Source organism: Pseudomonas azerbaijanorientalis (assembly GCF_019139795.1).
Taxonomy (GTDB): Bacteria; Pseudomonadota; Gammaproteobacteria; order Pseudomonadales; family Pseudomonadaceae; genus Aquipseudomonas; species Aquipseudomonas laurylsulfatiphila.
In genome coordinates this window covers 3,609,323-3,628,969 of record NZ_CP077078.1, presented here as the reverse complement: position 1 = coordinate 3,628,969, position 19,647 = coordinate 3,609,323, and the positions used below count along the sequence as shown (strand labels likewise).

At 60.7% G+C, this 19,647-nt stretch carries 14 protein-coding genes; 11 read left to right on the top strand and 3 right to left on the bottom strand.

Translation table 11 applies throughout. The annotated features are described in order from the left end of the window. Positions 1–40: 40 nt before the first annotated feature. From KSS91_RS16055 to pepN, 6 genes are read left to right on the top strand one after another with little or no spacing between them, the layout of a single operon-like run. Positions 41–931, top strand: a complete 891-nt coding sequence (locus KSS91_RS16055; protein WP_007979142.1) for an NAD(+) kinase — start codon at positions 41–43, stop codon at positions 929–931. Then, complete coding sequence (locus KSS91_RS16050; protein WP_437179756.1) at positions 928–1,902, top strand: metallophosphoesterase; 975 nt, start codon at positions 928–930, stop codon at positions 1,900–1,902. The genes KSS91_RS16055 and KSS91_RS16050 overlap by 4 nt, the downstream gene beginning before the upstream one ends. Further along, positions 1,899–2,768, top strand: coding sequence for a rhomboid family intramembrane serine protease (locus tag KSS91_RS16045; RefSeq protein ID WP_217835367.1), 870 nt, complete (start codon positions 1,899–1,901; stop codon positions 2,766–2,768). The genes KSS91_RS16050 and KSS91_RS16045 overlap by 4 nt, the downstream gene beginning before the upstream one ends. Positions 2,769–2,801: 33 nt before the next feature. Next, the gene (locus KSS91_RS16040) at positions 2,802–3,062 is read left to right on the top strand and encodes a YeaC family protein (RefSeq protein ID WP_007979148.1); all 261 of its coding nucleotides are present in this window, start codon (positions 2,802–2,804) and stop codon (positions 3,060–3,062) included. Further along, positions 3,059–3,889 carry a DUF2797 domain-containing protein gene (locus KSS91_RS16035; RefSeq protein ID WP_095967001.1) on the top strand — a complete coding sequence of 277 codons (831 nt, stop codon included), beginning with the start codon at positions 3,059–3,061 and terminating at the stop codon, positions 3,887–3,889. Before KSS91_RS16040 ends, KSS91_RS16035 begins: the two co-directional genes overlap by 4 nt. Positions 3,890–3,899: 10 nt before the next feature. Then, positions 3,900–6,557, top strand: a complete 2,658-nt coding sequence (gene pepN, locus KSS91_RS16030) for an aminopeptidase N (RefSeq protein WP_217835366.1) — start codon at positions 3,900–3,902, stop codon at positions 6,555–6,557. A 41-nt stretch (positions 6,558–6,598) separates the two neighbouring features. Here the strand turns inward: pepN and KSS91_RS16025 are convergent, their stop codons facing one another. After that, complete coding sequence (locus KSS91_RS16025) at positions 6,599–8,635, bottom strand: hypothetical protein (protein ID WP_225923689.1); 2,037 nt, start codon at positions 8,633–8,635, stop codon at positions 6,599–6,601. A 375-nt stretch (positions 8,636–9,010) separates the two neighbouring features. Between KSS91_RS16025 and KSS91_RS16020 the strand changes: the two genes are divergently transcribed. Beyond that, positions 9,011–10,063 carry a WD40/YVTN/BNR-like repeat-containing protein gene (locus tag KSS91_RS16020; RefSeq protein ID WP_015095361.1) on the top strand — a complete coding sequence of 351 codons (1,053 nt, stop codon included), beginning with the start codon at positions 9,011–9,013 and terminating at the stop codon, positions 10,061–10,063. A gap of 28 nt (positions 10,064–10,091) precedes the next feature. Continuing rightward, positions 10,092–12,476, top strand: coding sequence for an efflux RND transporter permease subunit (locus tag KSS91_RS16015; protein WP_217835365.1), 2,385 nt, complete (start codon positions 10,092–10,094; stop codon positions 12,474–12,476). A gap of 173 nt (positions 12,477–12,649) precedes the next feature. On the opposite strand, the gene KSS91_RS16010 is transcribed toward KSS91_RS16015, so the two are convergent. Further along, positions 12,650–13,369: a FadR/GntR family transcriptional regulator gene (locus KSS91_RS16010; protein WP_217835364.1), complete on the bottom strand. Its 720-nt coding sequence runs from the start codon at positions 13,367–13,369 to the stop codon at positions 12,650–12,652. A 185-nt stretch (positions 13,370–13,554) separates the two neighbouring features. Beyond that, positions 13,555–15,291, bottom strand: coding sequence for an IlvD/Edd family dehydratase (locus KSS91_RS16005; RefSeq protein ID WP_007979961.1), 1,737 nt, complete (start codon positions 15,289–15,291; stop codon positions 13,555–13,557). A 194-nt stretch (positions 15,292–15,485) separates the two neighbouring features. Here KSS91_RS16005 and KSS91_RS16000 point away from each other — a divergent pair, with 194 nt between their 5' ends. The 3 genes from KSS91_RS16000 to KSS91_RS15990 all read left to right on the top strand — a co-directional run bounded on the left by KSS91_RS16000 (position 15,486) and on the right by KSS91_RS15990 (position 19,552). Further along, positions 15,486–16,808, top strand: a complete 1,323-nt coding sequence (locus KSS91_RS16000) for an MFS transporter (protein WP_217835363.1) — start codon at positions 15,486–15,488, stop codon at positions 16,806–16,808. Between the two features lie 160 nt (positions 16,809–16,968). Then, positions 16,969–17,961 carry an AraD1 family protein gene (gene araD1, locus KSS91_RS15995; protein ID WP_217835362.1) on the top strand — a complete coding sequence of 331 codons (993 nt, stop codon included), beginning with the start codon at positions 16,969–16,971 and terminating at the stop codon, positions 17,959–17,961. Between the two features lie 10 nt (positions 17,962–17,971). Then, positions 17,972–19,552 carry an aldehyde dehydrogenase (NADP(+)) gene (locus tag KSS91_RS15990; RefSeq protein WP_217835361.1) on the top strand — a complete coding sequence of 527 codons (1,581 nt, stop codon included), beginning with the start codon at positions 17,972–17,974 and terminating at the stop codon, positions 19,550–19,552. Positions 19,553–19,647 lie beyond the last annotated feature (95 nt).

Genomic DNA, 19,647 nt, shown 5'->3' with positions numbered 1-19,647 from the left:
TCGTGGTTTTCGCCGCCACACAGATCCCCGCAGGAGCCTCATGGAGCAATTTCGCAATATCGGCATCATCGGTCGCCTGGGCAGTTCCCAGGTGCTGGATACCGTCCGCCGACTGAAACGGTTTCTGCTCGATCGTCACCTGCACGTGATCCTCGAAGACACCATCGCCGAAGTGCTGCCAGGGCACGGCCTGCAAACCTCGTCGCGCAAGATGCTCGGCGAAGTCTGCGACATGGTCATCGTGGTCGGTGGTGACGGCAGCCTGCTCGGCGCTGCCCGGGCGCTGGCCAAACACAATATTCCGGTGCTCGGCATCAACCGGGGCAGCCTGGGTTTCCTGACCGACATCCGCCCCGACGAGCTGGAAGCCAAGGTCGCCGAAGTGCTGGACGGCCACTATCTGGTGGAAAACCGCTTCCTGCTGCAGGCCGAGGTCCGCCGCCATGGTGAGGCCATCGGCCAGGGCGATGCCCTGAACGACGTCGTGCTGCACCCTGGCAAATCCACGCGAATGATCGAATTCGAGCTGTATATCGACGGCCAGTTCGTCTGCAGCCAAAAGGCCGACGGCCTGATCGTCGCCACGCCGACCGGTTCCACCGCCTACGCTTTATCTGCCGGCGGGCCGATCATGCACCCCAAGCTCGACGCTATTGTTATTGTGCCGATGTACCCCCATACCTTGTCGGGCAGACCGATCGTGGTCGATGGCAACAGTGAGCTGAAAATCGTCGTGTCCAAGGATATGCAGATTTACCCGCAAGTCTCGTGTGACGGGCAGAACCACTTCACCTGCGCGCCCGGCGACACCATTACCGTCAGCAAAAAAGCCCAGAAACTGCGGCTGATTCACCCGCTCGACCACAACTACTACGAAGTCTGCCGGACCAAGCTCGGCTGGGGCAGCAAGCTGGGGGGTGGAGGCGACTGATGCTCGATCCCGCGCGTAGCTACGACCTGATCGGTGACGTGCACGGTTGCGCCCTGACCCTGGAGCACTTGCTCGACCGACTCGGTTATCACAAACAGGGTGGCGTCTGGCGGCATGCCTCGCGCATGGCGGTGTTCGTCGGCGATATCATTGACCGCGGCCCGCGGATTCGCGAGGCGCTGCACATCGTCCACGACATGGTCGAGGCCGGTCAGGCGCTGTGCATCATGGGCAACCATGAGTTCAATGCGCTGGGCTGGAGCACGCCGGCGCTGCCCGGCAGCGGCAAGCAGTTCGTGCGCGAGCACACGCCGCGCCATGCCCGCCTGCTGCAAGAAACCCTGACCCAGTTCGAAGGCCATCCGGCTGACTGGCACGACTTCCAGCAATGGTTCTATGAGCTGCCGCTGTTCGTTGATGCCGGGCGTTTTCGGGTGGTCCACGCCTGTTGGGATGCCGGGCTGATCGAGCCGCTGCGGGCGTTGTTCCCCAACGGTTGTATCGACGAGCATTTTCTCCAGGCGTCGGCGGAGTCGGGTTCGTTTGCCTGCACCGTGTTCGATCGCCTGCTGCGCGGCACCGACATGCGCTTGCCCCATGGCCTGACCATGACCAGCGGCGACGGCCTGGTGCGTTCGTTCTTTCGCACCAAGTTCTGGGAAGACGATCCGAAAACCTACGGCGACATCGTGTTCCAGCCGGACGCGCTGCCTGAGCCCGTGGCCCGGACGCCGCTGACGTCCACTGAAAAGAACAGCTTGCTGCGCTATGGCGTCGATGAACCGTTGTTGTTCGTCGGCCATTACTGGCGCAGCGGCAAGCCGGCACCGATCCGCCCGAACCTGGCCTGCCTGGATTACAGCGCAGTGCTCTACGGCAAACTGGTTGCCTACCGACTGGATCAGGAAACCCGCCTCGATCCGGATAAATTCGTCTGGGTCGATGTCGAGCGGCCGGAGGTGCTGCAATGAGTGCTGTAGCGGTATTGCGTCTGCCCCTGGCGGTGGACTTGAGCGGGTTTGTCACCTTGCTCAAACGCATGCAAGTGCCCCATCGGGTCAGTGAAGAAGCGGGCGAGCAAGTGCTGTGGGTTCCGGACAATATCAGTGAAGACGTGCGCGCACTGTACGAACGGTTTCCTGCGGGCGATCCCGATCAGCAACTGGACATTCCGGTGGCGCAGACCGTCAAGCGTCCGGGCTTTGTCGAACAGTTGAAATACGCCAGGGCCACTGCACTGGTATTGCTGCTGAGCCTCATCGTCGGTGCGATCACCTTGCTCGGTGACAACCTGGAAACGATGCGCTGGCTGACCTTCCTCGAATTTCGCGTAGTCGGCGAATACATCCACTTCACACCGCTGGCCGACAGCCTGGCGGCGGGGCAGTGGTGGCGCCTGTTCACGCCGATGCTGATCCACTTCGGCATCCTGCACCTGGCGATGAACGGCATGTGGTACTGGGAACTGGGGCGGCGCATCGAGTCGCGCCAGGGCAGCATCAACCTGATCGGCCTGACCCTGCTGTTCAGCCTGGTGTCCAACTACGCCCAGTACTCCTTCAGCGGCCCGACCTTGTTCGGCGGTTTGTCCGGCGTACTGTACGGCCTGCTCGGGCATTGCTGGATCTTCCAGTTGCTGGCGCCGAACCCGGCCTATCGCCTGCCGCGCGGCGTGCTGGTGATGATGCTGGTGTGGTTGCTGCTGTGCCTGTCCGGGCTGGTCTCGATGATCGGCTTCGGCGAAATCGCCAACGCGGCCCACGTCAGCGGGTTACTCATCGGATGCTTCAGCGGTTTGTTGGGCGGTTTGTATAACCGCCGTAAACTGGCCGCCTAATTCAAGAACATGCAATAAAGAGACGGAGACCCAATGTCCTCTTTTAACGAAATGATCCAGAACATCACCCCCGATATCTACGAGAGCCTGAAACTGGCCGTGGAAATCGGCAAATGGTCCGACGGTGGCAAGCTCACCGCCGAACAACGCGAGCTGTCGCTGCAGGCGATGATCGCCTGGGAAATCCAGAACCTGCCCGAGGACCAGCGTACCGGCTACATGGGGCCGCAGGAATGCGCCTCGAAGTCGATCGAAGTGCCGAACATCCTGTTCAAGTCGGATGCCATCCATTGATCGAGATTGGCCGCGGTGCAATCAGCAAAATGTCGGCACGCCTTGACGGGCCGAACGTGCAATACGCTTTCCGTCTGGGCGAAACCGAGGTCCCGGTCAATCCGTTGATCGGTACTACGGTGCGCCTGGAATACCTGGGGGCGATCCACTGCACCCATTGCGGACGCAAGACCAAGACCAGTTTCAGCCAAGGTTACTGCTACCCGTGCATGACCAAACTGGCCCAGTGTGACCTGTGCATCATGAGCCCGGAGCGCTGCCACTTCGACGCCGGTACCTGCCGGGAGCCGGAGTGGGGCGAGAAGTTCTGCATGACCGATCACGTGGTGTACCTGGCCAACTCGTCGGGGGTCAAAGTCGGGATTACCCGCGCTACCCAGTTGCCGACGCGATGGCTCGACCAGGGTGCGAGCCAGGCCTTGCCGATCGTGCGCGTATCGACCCGGCAACAGTCGGGTTTCGTCGAGGATCTGTTTCGCAGCCAGGTGGCGGACAAGACCAACTGGCGTGCTTTACTCAAGGGCGATGCGGCGGCGGTCAACCTGGCCGAGGTCCGCGATCAACTGTTCGACAGCTGTGCCGAAGGTTTGCAAGGGTTGCAGGAACGTTTCGGCTTGCAGGCGATCCAGACGGTTACCGGCGTCGAACCGCTGGAAATCCGCTACCCGGTCGAGCAATACCCGGCGAAGATTGTCAGCTTCAACCTGGACAAGAACCCGATTGCCGAAGGCACGCTGATGGGGGTCAAGGGCCAATACCTGATCTTCGACACCGGCGTGATCAACATTCGTAAATACACGGCTTACCAGCTCGCCGTGCATCAGTAAGGACTCCAGCATGCGCACCGAACAACCGAAGATGATCTACCTCAAGGACTATCAGGCGCCCGAGTACCTGATCGACGAAACACACCTGACCTTCGAGTTGTACGAGGACCACAGCCTGGTCCATGCGCAACTGGTGATGCGCCGCAACCCCGAGCGTGGCCCGGGGCTGCCGCCGCTGGTGCTGGACGGCCAGCAGCTGGAACTGCTGTCGGTCACCCTGGCCGACCAGGCGCTTTCTGCTGCGCAGTATCAGTTGACCGATAATCACCTGACCCTGCACCCGACCAGCGCGACCTTCACGGTCGATACCAGTGTCAGGATCCACCCGGAAACCAACACCGCGCTGGAAGGTCTGTACAAGTCCGGCACGATGTTCTGCACCCAGTGCGAGGCCGAGGGCTTTCGCAAGATCACCTATTACCTCGACCGCCCGGACGTGATGAGCACCTTCACCACCACGGTCGTCGCCGAGCAGCACAGCTATCCGGTGCTGCTGTCCAACGGCAACCCGATCGCTTCCGGCCCCGGCGAAGATGGCCGGCACTGGGCGACCTGGGAAGACCCGTTCAAGAAACCGGCGTACCTGTTCGCGCTGGTGGCCGGTGACCTGTGGTGCGTCGAAGACAGCTTCACCACCATGAGCGAGCGCAACGTGGCGCTGCGCATTTACGTCGAGCCGGAAAACATCGACAAGTGCCAGCACGCCATGAACAGCCTGAAGAAGTCCATGCGCTGGGACGAAGAGGTCTACGGTCGCGAGTACGATCTGGACATCTTCATGATCGTCGCCGTGAACGACTTCAACATGGGCGCCATGGAGAACAAGGGCCTCAATATCTTCAACTCCAGCGCCGTGCTGGCCAAGGCCGAAACCGCCACCGACGCCGCGCACCAGCGGGTCGAGGCGATCGTCGCCCACGAATACTTCCACAACTGGTCGGGTAACCGCGTGACCTGCCGCGACTGGTTCCAGCTGTCGCTCAAGGAAGGCTTCACCGTGTTCCGCGATGCCGGTTTCTCCTCGGACATGAACTCGGCCACGGTCAAGCGCATCCAGGACGTGGCGTACCTGCGCACCCACCAGTTCGCCGAAGACGCCGGCCCCATGGCCCACGCCGTGCGCCCGGACAGCTTCATCGAGATTTCCAACTTCTACACCCTGACCGTGTACGAAAAGGGCTCGGAAGTGGTCGGCATGATCCACACTCTGCTCGGCGCCGAAGGCTTCCGCAAAGGCAGCGACCTGTACTTCGAACGCCACGACGGCCAGGCCGTGACCTGCGATGACTTCATCAAGGCCATGGAAGATGCCAATGGCGTCGACCTGACCCAATTCAAGCGCTGGTACAGCCAGGCCGGTACACCGCGCCTGGCGGTGAGCGAGTCCTTTGATGCCGCGGCGAAAACCTACAGCCTGACCTTCCGCCAGAGCTGCCCGCAAACCCCGGACAAGGTTGAAAAACTGCCGTTCGTGATCCCGGTCGAGTTGGGGCTGCTCGATAGCAAGGGTGGCGAGATTGCCCTGCGTCTGGCTGGTGAAACCACCGCGCAAGGCACTTCACGGGTGATCTCGGTGACCGAAGCCGAACAGACCTTCACCTTCGTCGACATCGCCGAACAACCGCTGCCGTCGTTGCTACGTGGCTTTTCGGCGCCGGTGAAACTGAGCTTCCCGTACAACCGCGACCAGTTGATGTTCCTGATGCAGCACGACAGCGACGGCTTCAACCGCTGGGATGCCGGCCAGCAACTGTCGGTGCAGGTGCTGCAGGAATTGATCGCCCAGCAGCAGAAGGGCGAAGCGCTGGTGCTCGATCAGCGTCTGGTGTCGGCGCTGCGCACGGTGCTCTCGGACGAGTCGCTGGATCAGGCCATGGTCGCCGAAATGCTCTCGCTGCCAAGCGAAGCGTACCTGACCGAAATCAGCGAAGTGGCGGACGTCGAAGCCATTCACAGCGCCCGCGAGTTTGCCCGCAAGCAATTGGCTGACGCGTTGTTCGAAGGCTTGTGGCTGCGTTACCAGGCCAACCGCGAACTTTCGAAGCAAACACCGTACGTGGCCGAGGCGGAACATTTTGCCCGCCGTGCCTTGCAGAACATCGCGCTGTCATACCTGATGCTCAGCGGCAAGCCGGAGGTTCTGGCGGCGACGCTGGAGCAGTTTGACGCGTGCGACAACATGACCGAGCGCCTGACCGCGCTGGCGGTGTTGGTCAATTCTCCGTTCGAAGCCGAGAAGGCCAAGGCCCTGACCAGCTTCGCCGAGCACTTCAAGGACAACCCGCTGGTCATGGACCAATGGTTCAGTGTCCAGGCCGGTAGCGTGTTGCCGGGCGGACTTGCGCGGGTCAAGGCGTTGATGCAGCACCCGTCGTTCAACATCAAGAACCCGAACAAGGTGCGGGCGTTGATCGGCGCGTTTGCCGGGCAGAATCTGATCAACTTCCATGCGGCGGATGGTTCCGGGTATCGCTTCCTGGCGGATCTGGTGATCGAGTTGAACGGGTTTAACCCGCAGATCGCGTCGCGTCAGTTGGCGCCTTTGACTCGCTGGCGCAAGTACGACAGCGCTCGGCAGGCTTTGATGAAGGGCGAGCTGGAGCGGATTCGGGCTTCGGGGCAGTTGTCCAGTGATGTGTTTGAGGTGGTCAGCAAGAGTTTGGCTTGATCCTGCTGCCGCGCAGTGCCAGGCACTGCGCGGCGTGCAGGTTAGCGCAGCGAGAAAAACTTCGTGGCCAGTTCCTTGTCGATGTGGCCGCGATAGATGTCGATTTTCTGGTTAGGGTTTTGTGCCTTGGCCAGTGCCGTGGCATTGGTTTCGAAGCGCTGTTCTTTGGTTTTCAGGCTGGCGGCGGTGTAATCAGCCTGGGCATCAGTGAGCTTGTCATAATGAAAGTGTGCATACCATAACGGCCGTTTGTTACGGTTCAACAGGACGTATTCCTGCAAAAAGTCCTGGCGTCCGGTTTTCAGTTGTATGCGCTCGCCGATTTTTTGCGGGTGAACTTCTTCGCGACTCAACAGATATTCAACGGCTTCACTGGTAGGGGCTTGGGCCAGGGATATCTGGATACGCAACTGCGTTGCCGTTTCCTTGATTTTTCGCGCCCTGACCCGTAGGTCTTTGACGAGGTCGATATCCTTCTGCGAGTCTGACGGTGCTTTTTCATGGTGTTCCAGGCGGTCCGCATAGTCGATCAGATTCTGTGCCGTGTTCTGCAAGCTCTCTTCGATTCCCTTTGGATGGCTCGTCCCTCGAGCGTATTCCTCGAATTTGTGCACCAATTCATCGATTTTTGCCAACGCCTTTCGAGCATCACCCTTGAGTTGCGAGTAGGGAGTGACTCGCGCTTTAGGTGCGGGGTTCGTCTCTTCGGCGACTTCTACCCAGACACCCCTCCCATCTTTTTTGAAAGAGGCCTGTCGCTCGCCTCCCATAGGGTTGTTGATGTCGACAGTGTCTTCGCTCTGATCGGCAGCTCGAACCCGAATCTCTCCGATCAATGTGCCTTTGGCAGTGTGGATGACCCGCTTGCGGGAGGGCGATGTAGCGGGAAGTTCCGCTTTCGATGTCGGGGACGGCGTTGCAGTGTCCGCCTGGTTCTTCAGCTCATCAGCCAGACGGCGCTCGGCATCGTTGCGCAATTGTTTAACGATTTCACACATGCGCTTGAACTGGTCCGGCTTCAATTCATCGGATCTTAAGATCTCAATACTGGTGAGCCCGACCATTGCTGCGTCGTAGTGTTTGACCAGGTTATCCAGTACGGCAATACGATCGTCGCTTTTTAAGTGTTGTGAGCCTTGAAGCTCAATATGGGACATGATCACCAACCGCAGAGGCTCCAGAGCGTCTTGCAGTGCTGCTGACGTGTCGCTGCCAGGCTCCTTGGCGCTGAGGGAGCGCAAGGTAGAAAGTTGGCAGACCTTGGTACTCAGCACGCAAGCTTCATTATCGTGCCTGTTGCTGGTCAATCGCTCCCAGGCCTTGGCCCCCTGGTGCGACATCCCTTGAAGTTGGAGAAGCCGGCTCCCCACCTCTGTATGGAACCCGAGCATCGTTTCGTAGATCTTGCTCTCGTATTCAAATAAACGATCCACTACGACAGTACCGCCGGTTGGCTGGGCTGTAACGAGCTGCGCCTCATTACTATTGGAATGGGTGTACTCCTCTTCAGCGGCTTCGAGATCCAGGCCCGCCATGAGGTTTTTCTCGCGAGCATTGTTGACCAGATTTACCAGCAGGTCGCACCGCAGTTGAGTAAGTTTGGGATCAGCCCTCAAGGCAATCAATTTCTCGGTTTCGTCTAGCAGCGTGTCAAGGCTTTTTCTTTGAGCGTCCAGTGCGTCAACGTAACGTTGTCTGAACTTTGGCTGTTCCTCTGGGGGGCATAACTTATCGTTTTGTTTGATCAGCATGACCTTGTACGTGACATCAACGAGCTTTTGAGTCTCTATCTGTTGCCCCAGGAGCTTATCGATGTTCTGCTTTAACCCTGCAATTTGCTGCTTATTTTGCGCTCGCATCGAGGCTACTGTCTTCTTGCGGCCACCCCCGGACGGCTTCGGTCCCGCCGCAAATGAATCACTCCCCGGCTTTTTTTTCGCTGGTTGCGCGCGCGCCTCAAAATCCGCTTTTCCCTGATGAACGAGTTGCACCGCTTGTGCAATGGGTGTGGGGCCTATTGGGCGGTCGTTGTTTGCGAGAGTGCGGCTGGATGAGGAGCTAATTGGGGATGGAATCATTTCTTGCCGTCGATGGGTGATTGATGCGCATCACCATAGGAGGGCGGCAAGTCGGTTTCTGACAAAAAACGCTCATGGTTACAATTCGCCAGGCAGCATGAATCAGCCAAACACCGGCATAGACGGTCCATGGACAACTCGATCACTCTCGGCAATACCCGACCATTCACCCGGGCCGCCTTCCCCCTCGGTTAACAAAAGATAACGTGGCGTCGATTGTCAGACGTTAAAAAACACCGATAGGATAAGCCAGCTTCCGAAGGGGCTCTGGATTGCGGGTTTCAGGACTATGCTCTGAAACAACCGGTCCAGACACGCACCCTTGCGGCGCCCAGAAAGGTTGAACGACCTAACAATAATAATGGGAGAAGGTCTATGAGTGAGCCTGTCATGGGTGTGGGTATCTGCCGCCCGCCGGCACTGCGCAAATTAGCGTTGCTGGCTACAGCGCTCTCGCTGTTGGGCTCTGCCATGCTGTCGGCACCTGTGCTGGCCGCGGCGGCGCCAGCATCCGATGTTGTTTATTCCATTGAATCGGCCAAGGCTGCCAAAAGCCTGATGCTCGATGTCGTCCACGCCGGCAAGCGCCTGGTGGCGGTCGGGGATCGTGGGCACATCCTGTATTCCGATGACCAGGGCGCGACCTGGACCCAGGCCAAGGTGCCGACCCGGGCCCTGCTGACGTCGGTGTTTTTTGTCGATGACAAGCACGGCTGGGCCGTCGGCCATGACGCACAGATCCTCGCCAGCGAGGACGGCGGCGCGACCTGGACCAAGCAATTCGAAGATCTGAATCGTGAATCGCCGCTGCTCGATGTCTGGTTCAAGGACGTCGACAGCGGCTTTGCCGTGGGCGCTTATGGCTCGCTGATGGAAACCACCGACGGTGGCAAGCATTGGGAAGACGCCAGCGACCGCCTGGACAACGAAGACCAGTACCACCTGAACGCGATCGCCGCGGTCAAGGATGCCGGGCTGTTCATCGTTGGCGAGCAGGGCAGCATGTTCCGCTCCGCTGATTGGGGCCAGACCTGGGAAAAGCTCGAAGGTCCGTACGAAGGTTCGCTGTTTGGCGTGATCGGCACGGCGCAGGCCAATACGCTGCTGGCCTACGGACTGCGCGGCAACCTGTACCGCTCCACGGATTTCGGCAGCACCTGGGAGCAAGTCGAGCTCAAGGCTGAGCGCGGCGACCTGGAGTTCGGGCTGTCCGGCGGCACGCTGCTCGACGATGGTTCGATCGTGATCGTCGGCAACGGCGGCTCGGTGATTCGCAGCAGTGATAATGGCGAAACCTTCAAGGTGGTCAACCGTGCGGACCGTATTTCGGTCTCGGCAGTGACGGCGGCAGGCAATGGCAATCTGGTTCTGGCCGGGCAGGGCGGCGTTCGCGTCACCTCGCCAAACGGTACCGAGTCGGGCAAATGAGCCGGGTTAATAATAAGAAGGCGGAGCTATGACTTCCTTGAGTACACATCACCAGGACAAGGCGACGTTCCTCGAGCGCCTGATCTTCAATAACCGTCCGGCAGTGATCACGATCTGCCTGCTGGTCAGTATTTTCCTGTTCTGGCAGGCGACGCTGATCCGTCCGTCCACCAGCTTCGAAAAAATGATCCCGCTGGAGCATCCCTTCATCCAGAAGATGATGGAGCACCGCAACGATCTGGCGAACCTGGGCAACACCGTGCGGATCTCGGTGGAAGCCACCGATGGCGACATCTTCTCCAAGGAGTACATGGAGACCCTGCGTCAGATCAACGACGAGGTGTTCTACATCTCCGGTGTCGACCGTTCCGGTCTGAAGTCGCTGTGGAGCCCCAGCATTCGCTGGACCGAAGTGACGGAAGAGGGCTTCGCCGGCGGTGAAGTGATCCCGCAGAGCTACAACGGCTCCCAGGCCAGTCTCGATTTGCTGCGCAACAACGTGCTCAAGTCCGGTCAGGTCGGGCGCCTGGTGTCCAACGATTTCAAGTCGAGCATCGTCGACATTCCGTTGCTGGAGTCCTACCCGGACCCGCAGGACCAGGGCAAGCTGCTGGCGCTGGACTATCGCAAGTTCTCCCACGAGCTTGAAGACAAGATCCGCACCAAGTTCGAAACGCAGAACCCGAATGTGAAGATCCACATCGTCGGTTTCGCCAAGAAGGTCGGTGACCTGATCGATGGCCTGGTGATGGTCGTGATGTTCTTCGGCATCGCCTTCGTCATCACCCTGATCCTCCTGCTGTGGTTCACCAACTGCCTGCGCAGTACCGTCGCCGTGTTGAGCACGACGCTGGTGGCCGTGATCTGGCAACTGGGCCTGATGCACTTCTTCGGTTTCGGGCTCGACCCCTATTCGATGCTGGTGCCGTTCCTGATCTTCGCCATCGGTATTTCCCACGGCGTGCAGAAGATCAACGGGATCGCCCTGCAATCGAGCGAGGCGGACAACGCCCTGACGGCGGCGCGCCGCACCTTCCGTCAATTGTTCCTGCCGGGGATGATCGCGATCCTTGCCGATGCCGTGGGTTTCATCACGCTGCTGATCATCGATATCGGCGTGATCCGCGAGCTGGCGATTGGCGCATCCATCGGTGTGGCGGTGATCGTGTTCACCAACCTGATCCTGCTGCCGGTGGCGATTTCCTATGTCGGCATCAGCAAGCGTGCCGTGGACCGCAGCAAGAAAGACGCAACCCGTGAACATCCGTTCTGGCGCCTGCTGGCGAATTTTGCCAGCGCCAAAGTCGCACCGGTTTCCATTCTGCTGGCACTGATCGCCTTCGGCGGCGGCCTGTGGTACAGCCAGAACCTGAAAATCGGCGACCTCGACCAGGGTGCCCCGGAGCTGCGTCCGGACTCGCGCTACAACAAGGACAACAACTTCATCATCAACAACTACTCGACCAGTTCCGACGTGCTGGTGGTGATGGTCAAGACCAAGTCCGAAGGCTGCTCGCGCTATGAAGCCATGGCGCCGATCGACGAGCTGATGTGGAAGATGCAGAACACCGAGGGCGTGCAGTCGGCGATTTCCCTGGTGACCGTGTCCAAGCAAATGATCAAGGGCATGAACGAGGGCAACCTGAAATGGGAAACCCTGTCGCGTAACCCTGATGTGCTGAACAACTCCATCGCCCGCGCCGACGGCCTGTACAACAACAGTTGCTCCCTGGCGCCGGTGCTGGTGTTCCTCAACGATCACAAGGCCGAAACCCTGGATCGTGCGGTGCATGCGGTACAGGAGTTCGCCAAGGAAAACAACAAGGAAGGCCTGGAGTTCATCCTCGCTGCCGGTAACGCCGGGATCGAGGCGGCCACCAACGAGGTGATCAAGAAGTCCGAGCTGACCATCCTGATCCTGGTGTACATCTGCGTGGCGGTCATGTGCATGATCACCTTCCGTTCATGGGCGGCGACCTTGTGCATCGTGCTGCCGCTGGTGCTGACTTCGGTACTCGGTAACGCCCTGATGGCCTTCATGGGCATCGGCGTGAAAGTGGCGACCCTGCCGGTCGTGGCGCTCGGGGTGGGGATTGGCGTGGACTACGGCATCTACATCTACAGCCGCCTGGAAAGCTTCCTGCGTGCCGGCCTGCCGCTGCAAGAGGCGTACTACCAGACGCTGAAGTCCACCGGCAAGGCCGTGCTGTTCACCGGTCTGTGCCTGGCGATCGGCGTGTGCACCTGGATCTTCTCGGCCATCAAGTTCCAGGCCGACATGGGTCTGATGCTGACCTTCATGCTGCTGTGGAACATGTTCGGTGCGCTGTGGCTGTTGCCGGCACTGGCGCGGTTCCTGATCAAGCCGGAGAAACTGGCGGGGCAGAAGGGCAACTCGTTGTTTGCTCACTGATCCATGCAGAAATGAAAAAGCCGCAACCTTGGGTTGCGGCTTTTTTATTCGAATTTCACATCGTCCAATGTGGGAGCGGGCTTGCTCGCGAAAGCGGCGTGTCAGTCGACATCAATAGTGACTGGCAGTCCCCCTTCGCGAGCAAGCCCGCTCCCACATGGGTTCTTTGGTCGTTATGAAAGATCGGTGCCCAATACGACATTCAACGCACTGCGCGCATCATCCAGTTGCACCAGCGTCGCATGCCTCGCGCCCAGAGCATCACGGTTCTCGATGGCGGTGAGAATCGCCTTGTGCCGCGGCAGCGCCAGTTCATGCAGGTTCGGTCGCTGGTTCGAATGCTTCAAGGCTTCGGCAATCGCCACCGAGAGCATGTTGCACAGGTTGGCCAGCAAGTCGTTGTGCGTGGCGTCGGCGATGCGACTGTGGAAGTCCAGGTCCGGCTGCAACAGCGCCTCCGGTGTCGGCGCGGCTTCCATGCGCTGGTAGGCCTCAGCGATGGATGCGATGTCCGCCTCGGTGGCGAATTGCGCGGCGAGGGCGGCAGCGGCCGGTTCGATGATGCTGCGCACACTGGTCAGCAGGTCGAAAAACTGGTTCTGCGGACTGCTCTGCATCAGCCAGTGCAGCACGTCCGGATCGAGCATGTGCCAGTCCTTGCGTGGCTTGACCACAGTCCCGACGCGCGGGCGCGAATACACCAGGCCCTTGGCAACCAATACTCGGGTGGCTTCGCGCAACACCGGCCGGCTGACCGCATACTCTTCGCACAACAGCGCTTCGGCGGGCAGTTTGTCGTCCGGCAGGAAACGTCCCGAGACGATCTGCATGCCCAGTTCCTGGACGATGCGCGAGTGCATGCTTTTGCGGTCGGAGGGTTTGCGGTAATCCATGGGGAGCGGCGCGGTCCTGTGCGAATTGGTGTCGCGCATGATAGCAGGCGCGGCACAATCTTGAGGCGGGCGTAGATCAAATGTGGGAGCGGGCTTGCTCGCGAAAGCGGTGGGTCAGACAACATATGCGTAGGCTGACACTGCGCTTTCGCGAGCAAGCCCGCTCCCACAGGGGGCGGAGGTGATCAGTGGGAGTGACGCGGCACTTCAGCCCCACGGCAACCGACCAGGAAGTCGAAGTCGCAACCCTGGTCCGCTTGCAGCACATGGTCGATGTACAGCTGACGATATCCCCCGACGATCAGGTTCTGCGGCGGTTGCAGGTCGGCCATGCGCGCGGCCAGTTCTGCATCGGGAATATCCAGGTGCAAACGGCCGCTGGCGCAATCGAGTTCGATCCAGTCGCCTTCTTTCACTGCGGCCAGCGGTCCACCGGCAGCGGCTTCGGGGGCTACGTGGAGGACAACAGTGCCGTACGCGGTGCCGCTCATGCGCGCATCGGAAATGCGCACCATGTCGGTCACACCCTGGGCCAGCAGCTTGGCTGGCAAACCCATGTTGCCCACTTCGGCCATGCCCGGATAACCCTTCGGCCCGCAGTTCTTCATCACCAGGATCGAGTTGGCATCCACGTCCAGTTCCGGGTCGTTGATCCGCGCCTTGTACATGTCGAAGTTCTCGAACACCACCGCGCGACCGCGATGCTGCATCAGTGCCGGCGTGGCGGCGGACGGCTTGAGCACGGCGCCCAGCGGTGCCAGGTTGCCGCGCAAGACGCAGATGCCGCCATCGGCGCGGATCGGGTTGTCGAGGGTGCGGATCACTTCGTCCTCGCCATAAATCGGCGCGTCTTTGGTGTTCTCGCCGATGGATTTGCCGTTGACGGTCAGGGCATTCGGGTTCGGGATCAGGTTGGCTTCGCCGAGGCGACGCAGCACCGCCGGCAAGCCACCGGCGTAATAGAACTCTTCCATCAGGAAGCGTCCCGACGGTTGCAGGTCGACGATGGTCGGCATGCCGCGACCGATGCGGGTCCAGTCGTCGAGGTCCAGTTCCACGCCAATGCGCCCGGCGATGGCTTTGAGGTGAATCACCGCGTTGGTCGAACCGCCAATGGCGGCGTTGACGCGAATGGCGTTTTCGAAGGCTTCCCTGGTGAGGATCTTCGACAGTTTCAGGTCTTCACGCACCATCTCCACGGCGCGCATGCCGGACATGTGCGCCAACACATAACGGCGCGCATCCACGGCCGGGATCGCGGCGTTGTGGGGCAGGGAGGTGCCGAGTGCTTCGGCCATGCAGGCCATGGTCGAGGCCGTGCCCATGGTGTTGCAGGTGCCGGCCGAGCGGGACATGCCGCCCTCGGCCGCGAGGAAGTCGTCGATGCTGATGGTGCCGGCCTTGACCTGTTCGCTGAGCTGCCAGACCACGGTGCCGGAGCCGATGTCCTTGCCCTTGTGCTTGCCGTTGAGCATCGGCCCGCCGGTGACGACGATGGCCGGTACGTCGCAACTGGCGGCGCCCATCAGCAGTGCCGGGGTGGTTTTGTCGCAACCGGTCAGCAGCACCACGCCATCGATCGGGTTGCCGCGAATGGCTTCTTCCACGTCCATGCTCGCCAGGTTACGGGTGAGCATGGCGGTAGGACGCAGGTTGGATTCGCCGTTGGAGAACACCGGGAACTCCACCGGGAAGCCGCCGGCCTCGATCACGCCGCGTTTGACGTGCTCGGCAATCTGGCGGAAATGCGCGTTGCACGGAGTCAGTTCCGACCAGGTGTTGCAGATGCCGATGATCGGCTTGCCATGGAACTGATGGTCGGCGATGCCCTGATTCTTCATCCAGCTGCGGTACATGAAGCCGTTCTTGTCGGCCGTGCCAAACCATTGGGCGGAGCGCAGGGTGGGTTTCTTATCAGACATGATCGGTTCTCTTATTGTATGACTATATTGTTCGAGCTGAGGCGTAACATAAGCTCAATTTGCGATGTTTGGAAGTGTTGTTGAGTAAATAGTATTACTATATAGTCCGCTCAAACGGAGGGATGGCCCTGGCGAATTTTTCGCGAGAGGCGTCCCCCGAGGTTCCATAACAACAACAATCGGAGACCGATCTCATGAGCCAGGAACTGCGGCTTATCCGTCGCATCACGCTGAAACTGATTCCCTTCCTGATCCTGCTGTACCTGATCGCCTACGTGGACCGCTCCGCAGTGGGCTTCGCCAAACTGCACATGGGCGCCGACATCGGTCTGGGCGATGCGGCGTACGGACTGGGTGCCGGGCTGTTCTTCATCGGCTACTTCCTGCTGGAAATTCCCAGCAACCTGATGCTCGACCGCTTTGGCGCACGGCGCTGGTTCGCGCGGATCATGCTCACCTGGGGCGCCATCACCATCGGCATGGCTTTCGTCCAGGGGCCGAACAGCTTCTATGTGATGCGCTTTTTGCTCGGCGCCGCCGAGGCCGGGTTCTTTCCCGGTGTTCTGTACTACATCACCCAATGGTTCCCGGTGCGCCATCGCGGCAAGATCCTCGGGCTGTTCATCCTCTCGCAACCCATTGCGATGATGATCACAGGCCCCGTGTCCGGCGGCCTGCTGGGTATGGACGGCGTGCTCGGGCTGCACGGCTGGCAGTGGCTGTTCATTGTCATTGGCATCCCGGCGATCCTGCTGACCTGGCCTGTGCTGCGCTGGTTGCCGGACGGCCCGCAGCAAGTGAAGTGGATGGACCAGGCGGAAAAAGACTGGCTGAGCGGCGAGCTGAAAAAGGACCTGGACGCGTATGGCCAGACCCGTCACGGCAATCCGCTGCACGCCCTCAAGGACAAGCGCGTCCTGTTGTTGGCGCTGTTCTACCTGCCGGTGACCCTGAGCATCTATGGCCTCGGCTTATGGTTGCCGACCCTGATCAAGCAGTTCGGCGGCAGCGACCTGGTGACCGGTTTCGTTTCCGCTGTGCCGTACATCTTCGGTATCGTCGGCCTGCTGATCATTCCGCGCAGTTCCGACCGCTTGAATGACCGCTACGGCCACCTCGCCGTGCTTTACGTGCTGGGTGCGATCGGTCTGTTTCTCAGCGCCTGGCTGTCGGTGCCGGTGCTGCAACTGGCGGCGTTGTGTCTGGTGGCGTTCGCGTTGTTCTCCTGCACGGCGGTGTTCTGGACGTTGCCGGGCCGCTTCTTTGCCGGCGCCAGTGCGGCGGCGGGGATCGCCTTGATCAACTCGGTGGGCAACCTCGGCGGCTACCTCGGCCCATTCGTGATCGGCGCACTCAAGGAATACACCGGCAACCTGGCTTCGGGCCTGTATTTCCTGTCGTGCGTGATGGTGTTCGGGCTGGTGTTGACGGGGGTGGTGTATCGCTTGCTGGAGCGCAAGCACGTGTTGCCGGCCGATGAGTTTGCGGCGAGTGCGCGTGGGGCCACCCGTACCTGACAGGAAACATTAATTCACCACGGACTCTGTGGGAGCGGGCTTGCCCGCGATAGCAATCTGTCTGGCACATCAATGTTGAATGTGCCGCCGTCATCGCGGGCAAGCCCGCTCCCACAGGGGGGCGTGTTTGCCCGGGTTCTGGGTTAACAGGAGAAAATTCATGCGTTTGGTTCAGTTCGAATTGAGTAACGGCGAACGCCGTGTCGGTGTGGTCGACAACGACCTGGTCCGTGAAGTGCAAGACGCGCGCACTGTTCGCGACCTGGCACTGGCGGCGATTGAAGCGGGCGCGAGCCTTGAGCAACAGGTGCAGAGCCTGGGGCTGGGCATCAGCCATGACTATGCCGATCTGCTGACGCAACGGCGCATCCTGCCGCCGCTGGATCATGCTGACCCGGCGCACATGCTGGTCAGCGGTACGGGCCTGACCCATCTGGGCAGCGCGTCGGCCCGGGACAAGATGCACCAGCAAAGCGGCGACGAAACCGCGATGACCGACACCATGCGCATATTCAAATGGGGCGTGGAGGGCGGCAAGCCGGCGGCGGATCTAGCCGGTGTGCAACCGGAATGGTTCTACAAAGGCGATGGCAGCATCGTCGTAAGGCCAGGCCAGCCGTTTCCATTGCCACCGTTTGCCGAAGATGCCGGTGAAGAACCGGAGATCGCCGGCCTGTACGTGATCGCTCACGACGGCAAGCCGTATCGCCTGGGTTTTGCCGTGGGCAACGAGTTCTCCGACCACGTCATGGAACGCAAGAACTACCTGTACCTGGCCCATTCAAAACTGCGCAGCTGCAGCTACGGCCCGGAACTGCGGGTGGGCGAGCTGCCGCAGCATCTGGCGGGCACCAGCCGCATCCTGCGCAACGGCGAAGTACTGTGGCAGAACGAGTTCCTCAGTGGTGAGGCGAACATGTGCCACAGCCTCGCCAACCTGGAATTCCATCACTTCAAGTACAGCCAGTTCCTGCGCCCGGGGGACGTGCACATTCACTTCTTCGGCACCGCGACCCTGTCCTTTGCCGACGGCATTCGCACCCGCCCGGGTGATGTGTTCGAGATCACCCAGGCCGAGTTCGGCGCACCATTGATCAACGGCATCGCCCCGGTCGCGGCGGCTTTCGAGCCCGGCACTGTCGGCACACTTTGAGGATTTGTCCATGATCCGGATTCTTGGTCACAACTACATCGGCGGCCAACGCAGCGCCGCTGGCAGCGTCAAGTTGCAGAGTGTCGATGCCAGCACGGGTGAGGCCTTGCCCCACGATTTTTTTCAGGCGACACCGCAGGAAGTCGATGCGGCGGCCAACGCTGCAGCGCTCGCCTATTCGGTCTATCGCAGCCTGAGCGCGGAGCGACGGGCGCAGTTTCTCGATGCCATCGCCGATGAACTGGACGCCCTCGGTGATGATTTTGTCGCTGTCGTTTGCCGCGAAACCGCGTTGCCCGCAGGGCGGATTCAAGGCGAGCGTGGGCGCACCAGCGGGCAGATGCGCCTGTTCGCCAAAGTGCTGCGTCGCGGTGATTTCTACGGCGCGCGAATCGACCGGGCATTGCCTGAGCGTCAACCGTTGCCGCGTCCGGACCTGCGTCAGTACCGCATCGGTCTGGGACCCGTGGCGGTGTTTGGTGCCAGCAACTTTCCGCTGGCGTTCTCCACCGCTGGCGGCGATACCGCCTCGGCGCTGGCCGCCGGGTGCCCGGTGGTGTTCAAGGCCCATAGCGGCCACATGGCCACGGCCGAGCAGGTGGCGGATGCGATCATTCGCGCTGCCGAAAAAACGGGTATGCCGGCCGGCGTGTTCAACATGATCTACGGCGGGGGTGTCGGCGAGGCACTGGTCAAGCATCCGGCCATCCGGGCCGTGGGGTTCACCGGTTCGCTCAAGGGTGGTCGGGCCCTGTGCGACATGGCCGCGGCACGTGTGCAACCGATTCCGGTGTTCGCCGAGATGTCGAGCATCAACCCGGTGATCGTCTTGCCCCAGGCATTGCAGGCGCGGGCCGACACGGTCGCCCGGGACCTCACGGCCTCGGTGGTGCAGGGCTGCGGGCAGTTCTGCACCAATCCGGGTCTGGTAATCGGCATTCGCTCGGCGTCGTTCAGTGCCTTTGTGCAGCAAGCGGCCGGGTTGATGGGCGACCAGCCGGCGCAAACCATGCTCAATGCCGGTACCCTGGGCAGCTATGGTCAAGGCTTGCAAAAACTGCTGGCGCATCCGGGAATTGAACACCTGGCCGGCAATCCGCAACAGGGCAATCAGGCCCAACCGCAGCTGTTCAAAGCCGATGTCCGCCTGCTGCTCGATGGCGATGAAGTCCTGCAAGAGGAAGTGTTCGGACCAACCACCGTGGTGGTCGAGGTCGCGGATCAGGCGCAACTGACGGCCGCCCTGAACGGCCTGCACGGCCAATTGACCGCTACCATCATTGGCGAGCCGCAAGACTTCGAGCAGTTCGCCGGGCTGACGGCATTGCTGGAGCAGAAGGTCGGACGCATCCTGCTCAATGGCTATCCCACGGGCGTGGAAGTCTGTGATTCGATGGTCCACGGCGGGCCTTACCCGGCAACGTCCGATGCGCGCGGTACATCGGTGGGCACACTGGCCATCGATCGTTTCCTGCGCCCGGTGTGTTTCCAGAACTACCCGGACAGTTTGCTGCCGGACGCGCTGAAGAACGGCAATCCGCTGCGCATCCAGCGACTGGTGGATGGGCAATCGTCCCGCGAGGCGTTGTAACGACTCACCACAATCCCTGTGGGAGCGGGCTTGCTCGCGAAAGCGGAGTGTCAGCCAATAGAGATGTTGAATGATAAACCGCCTTCGCGAGCAAG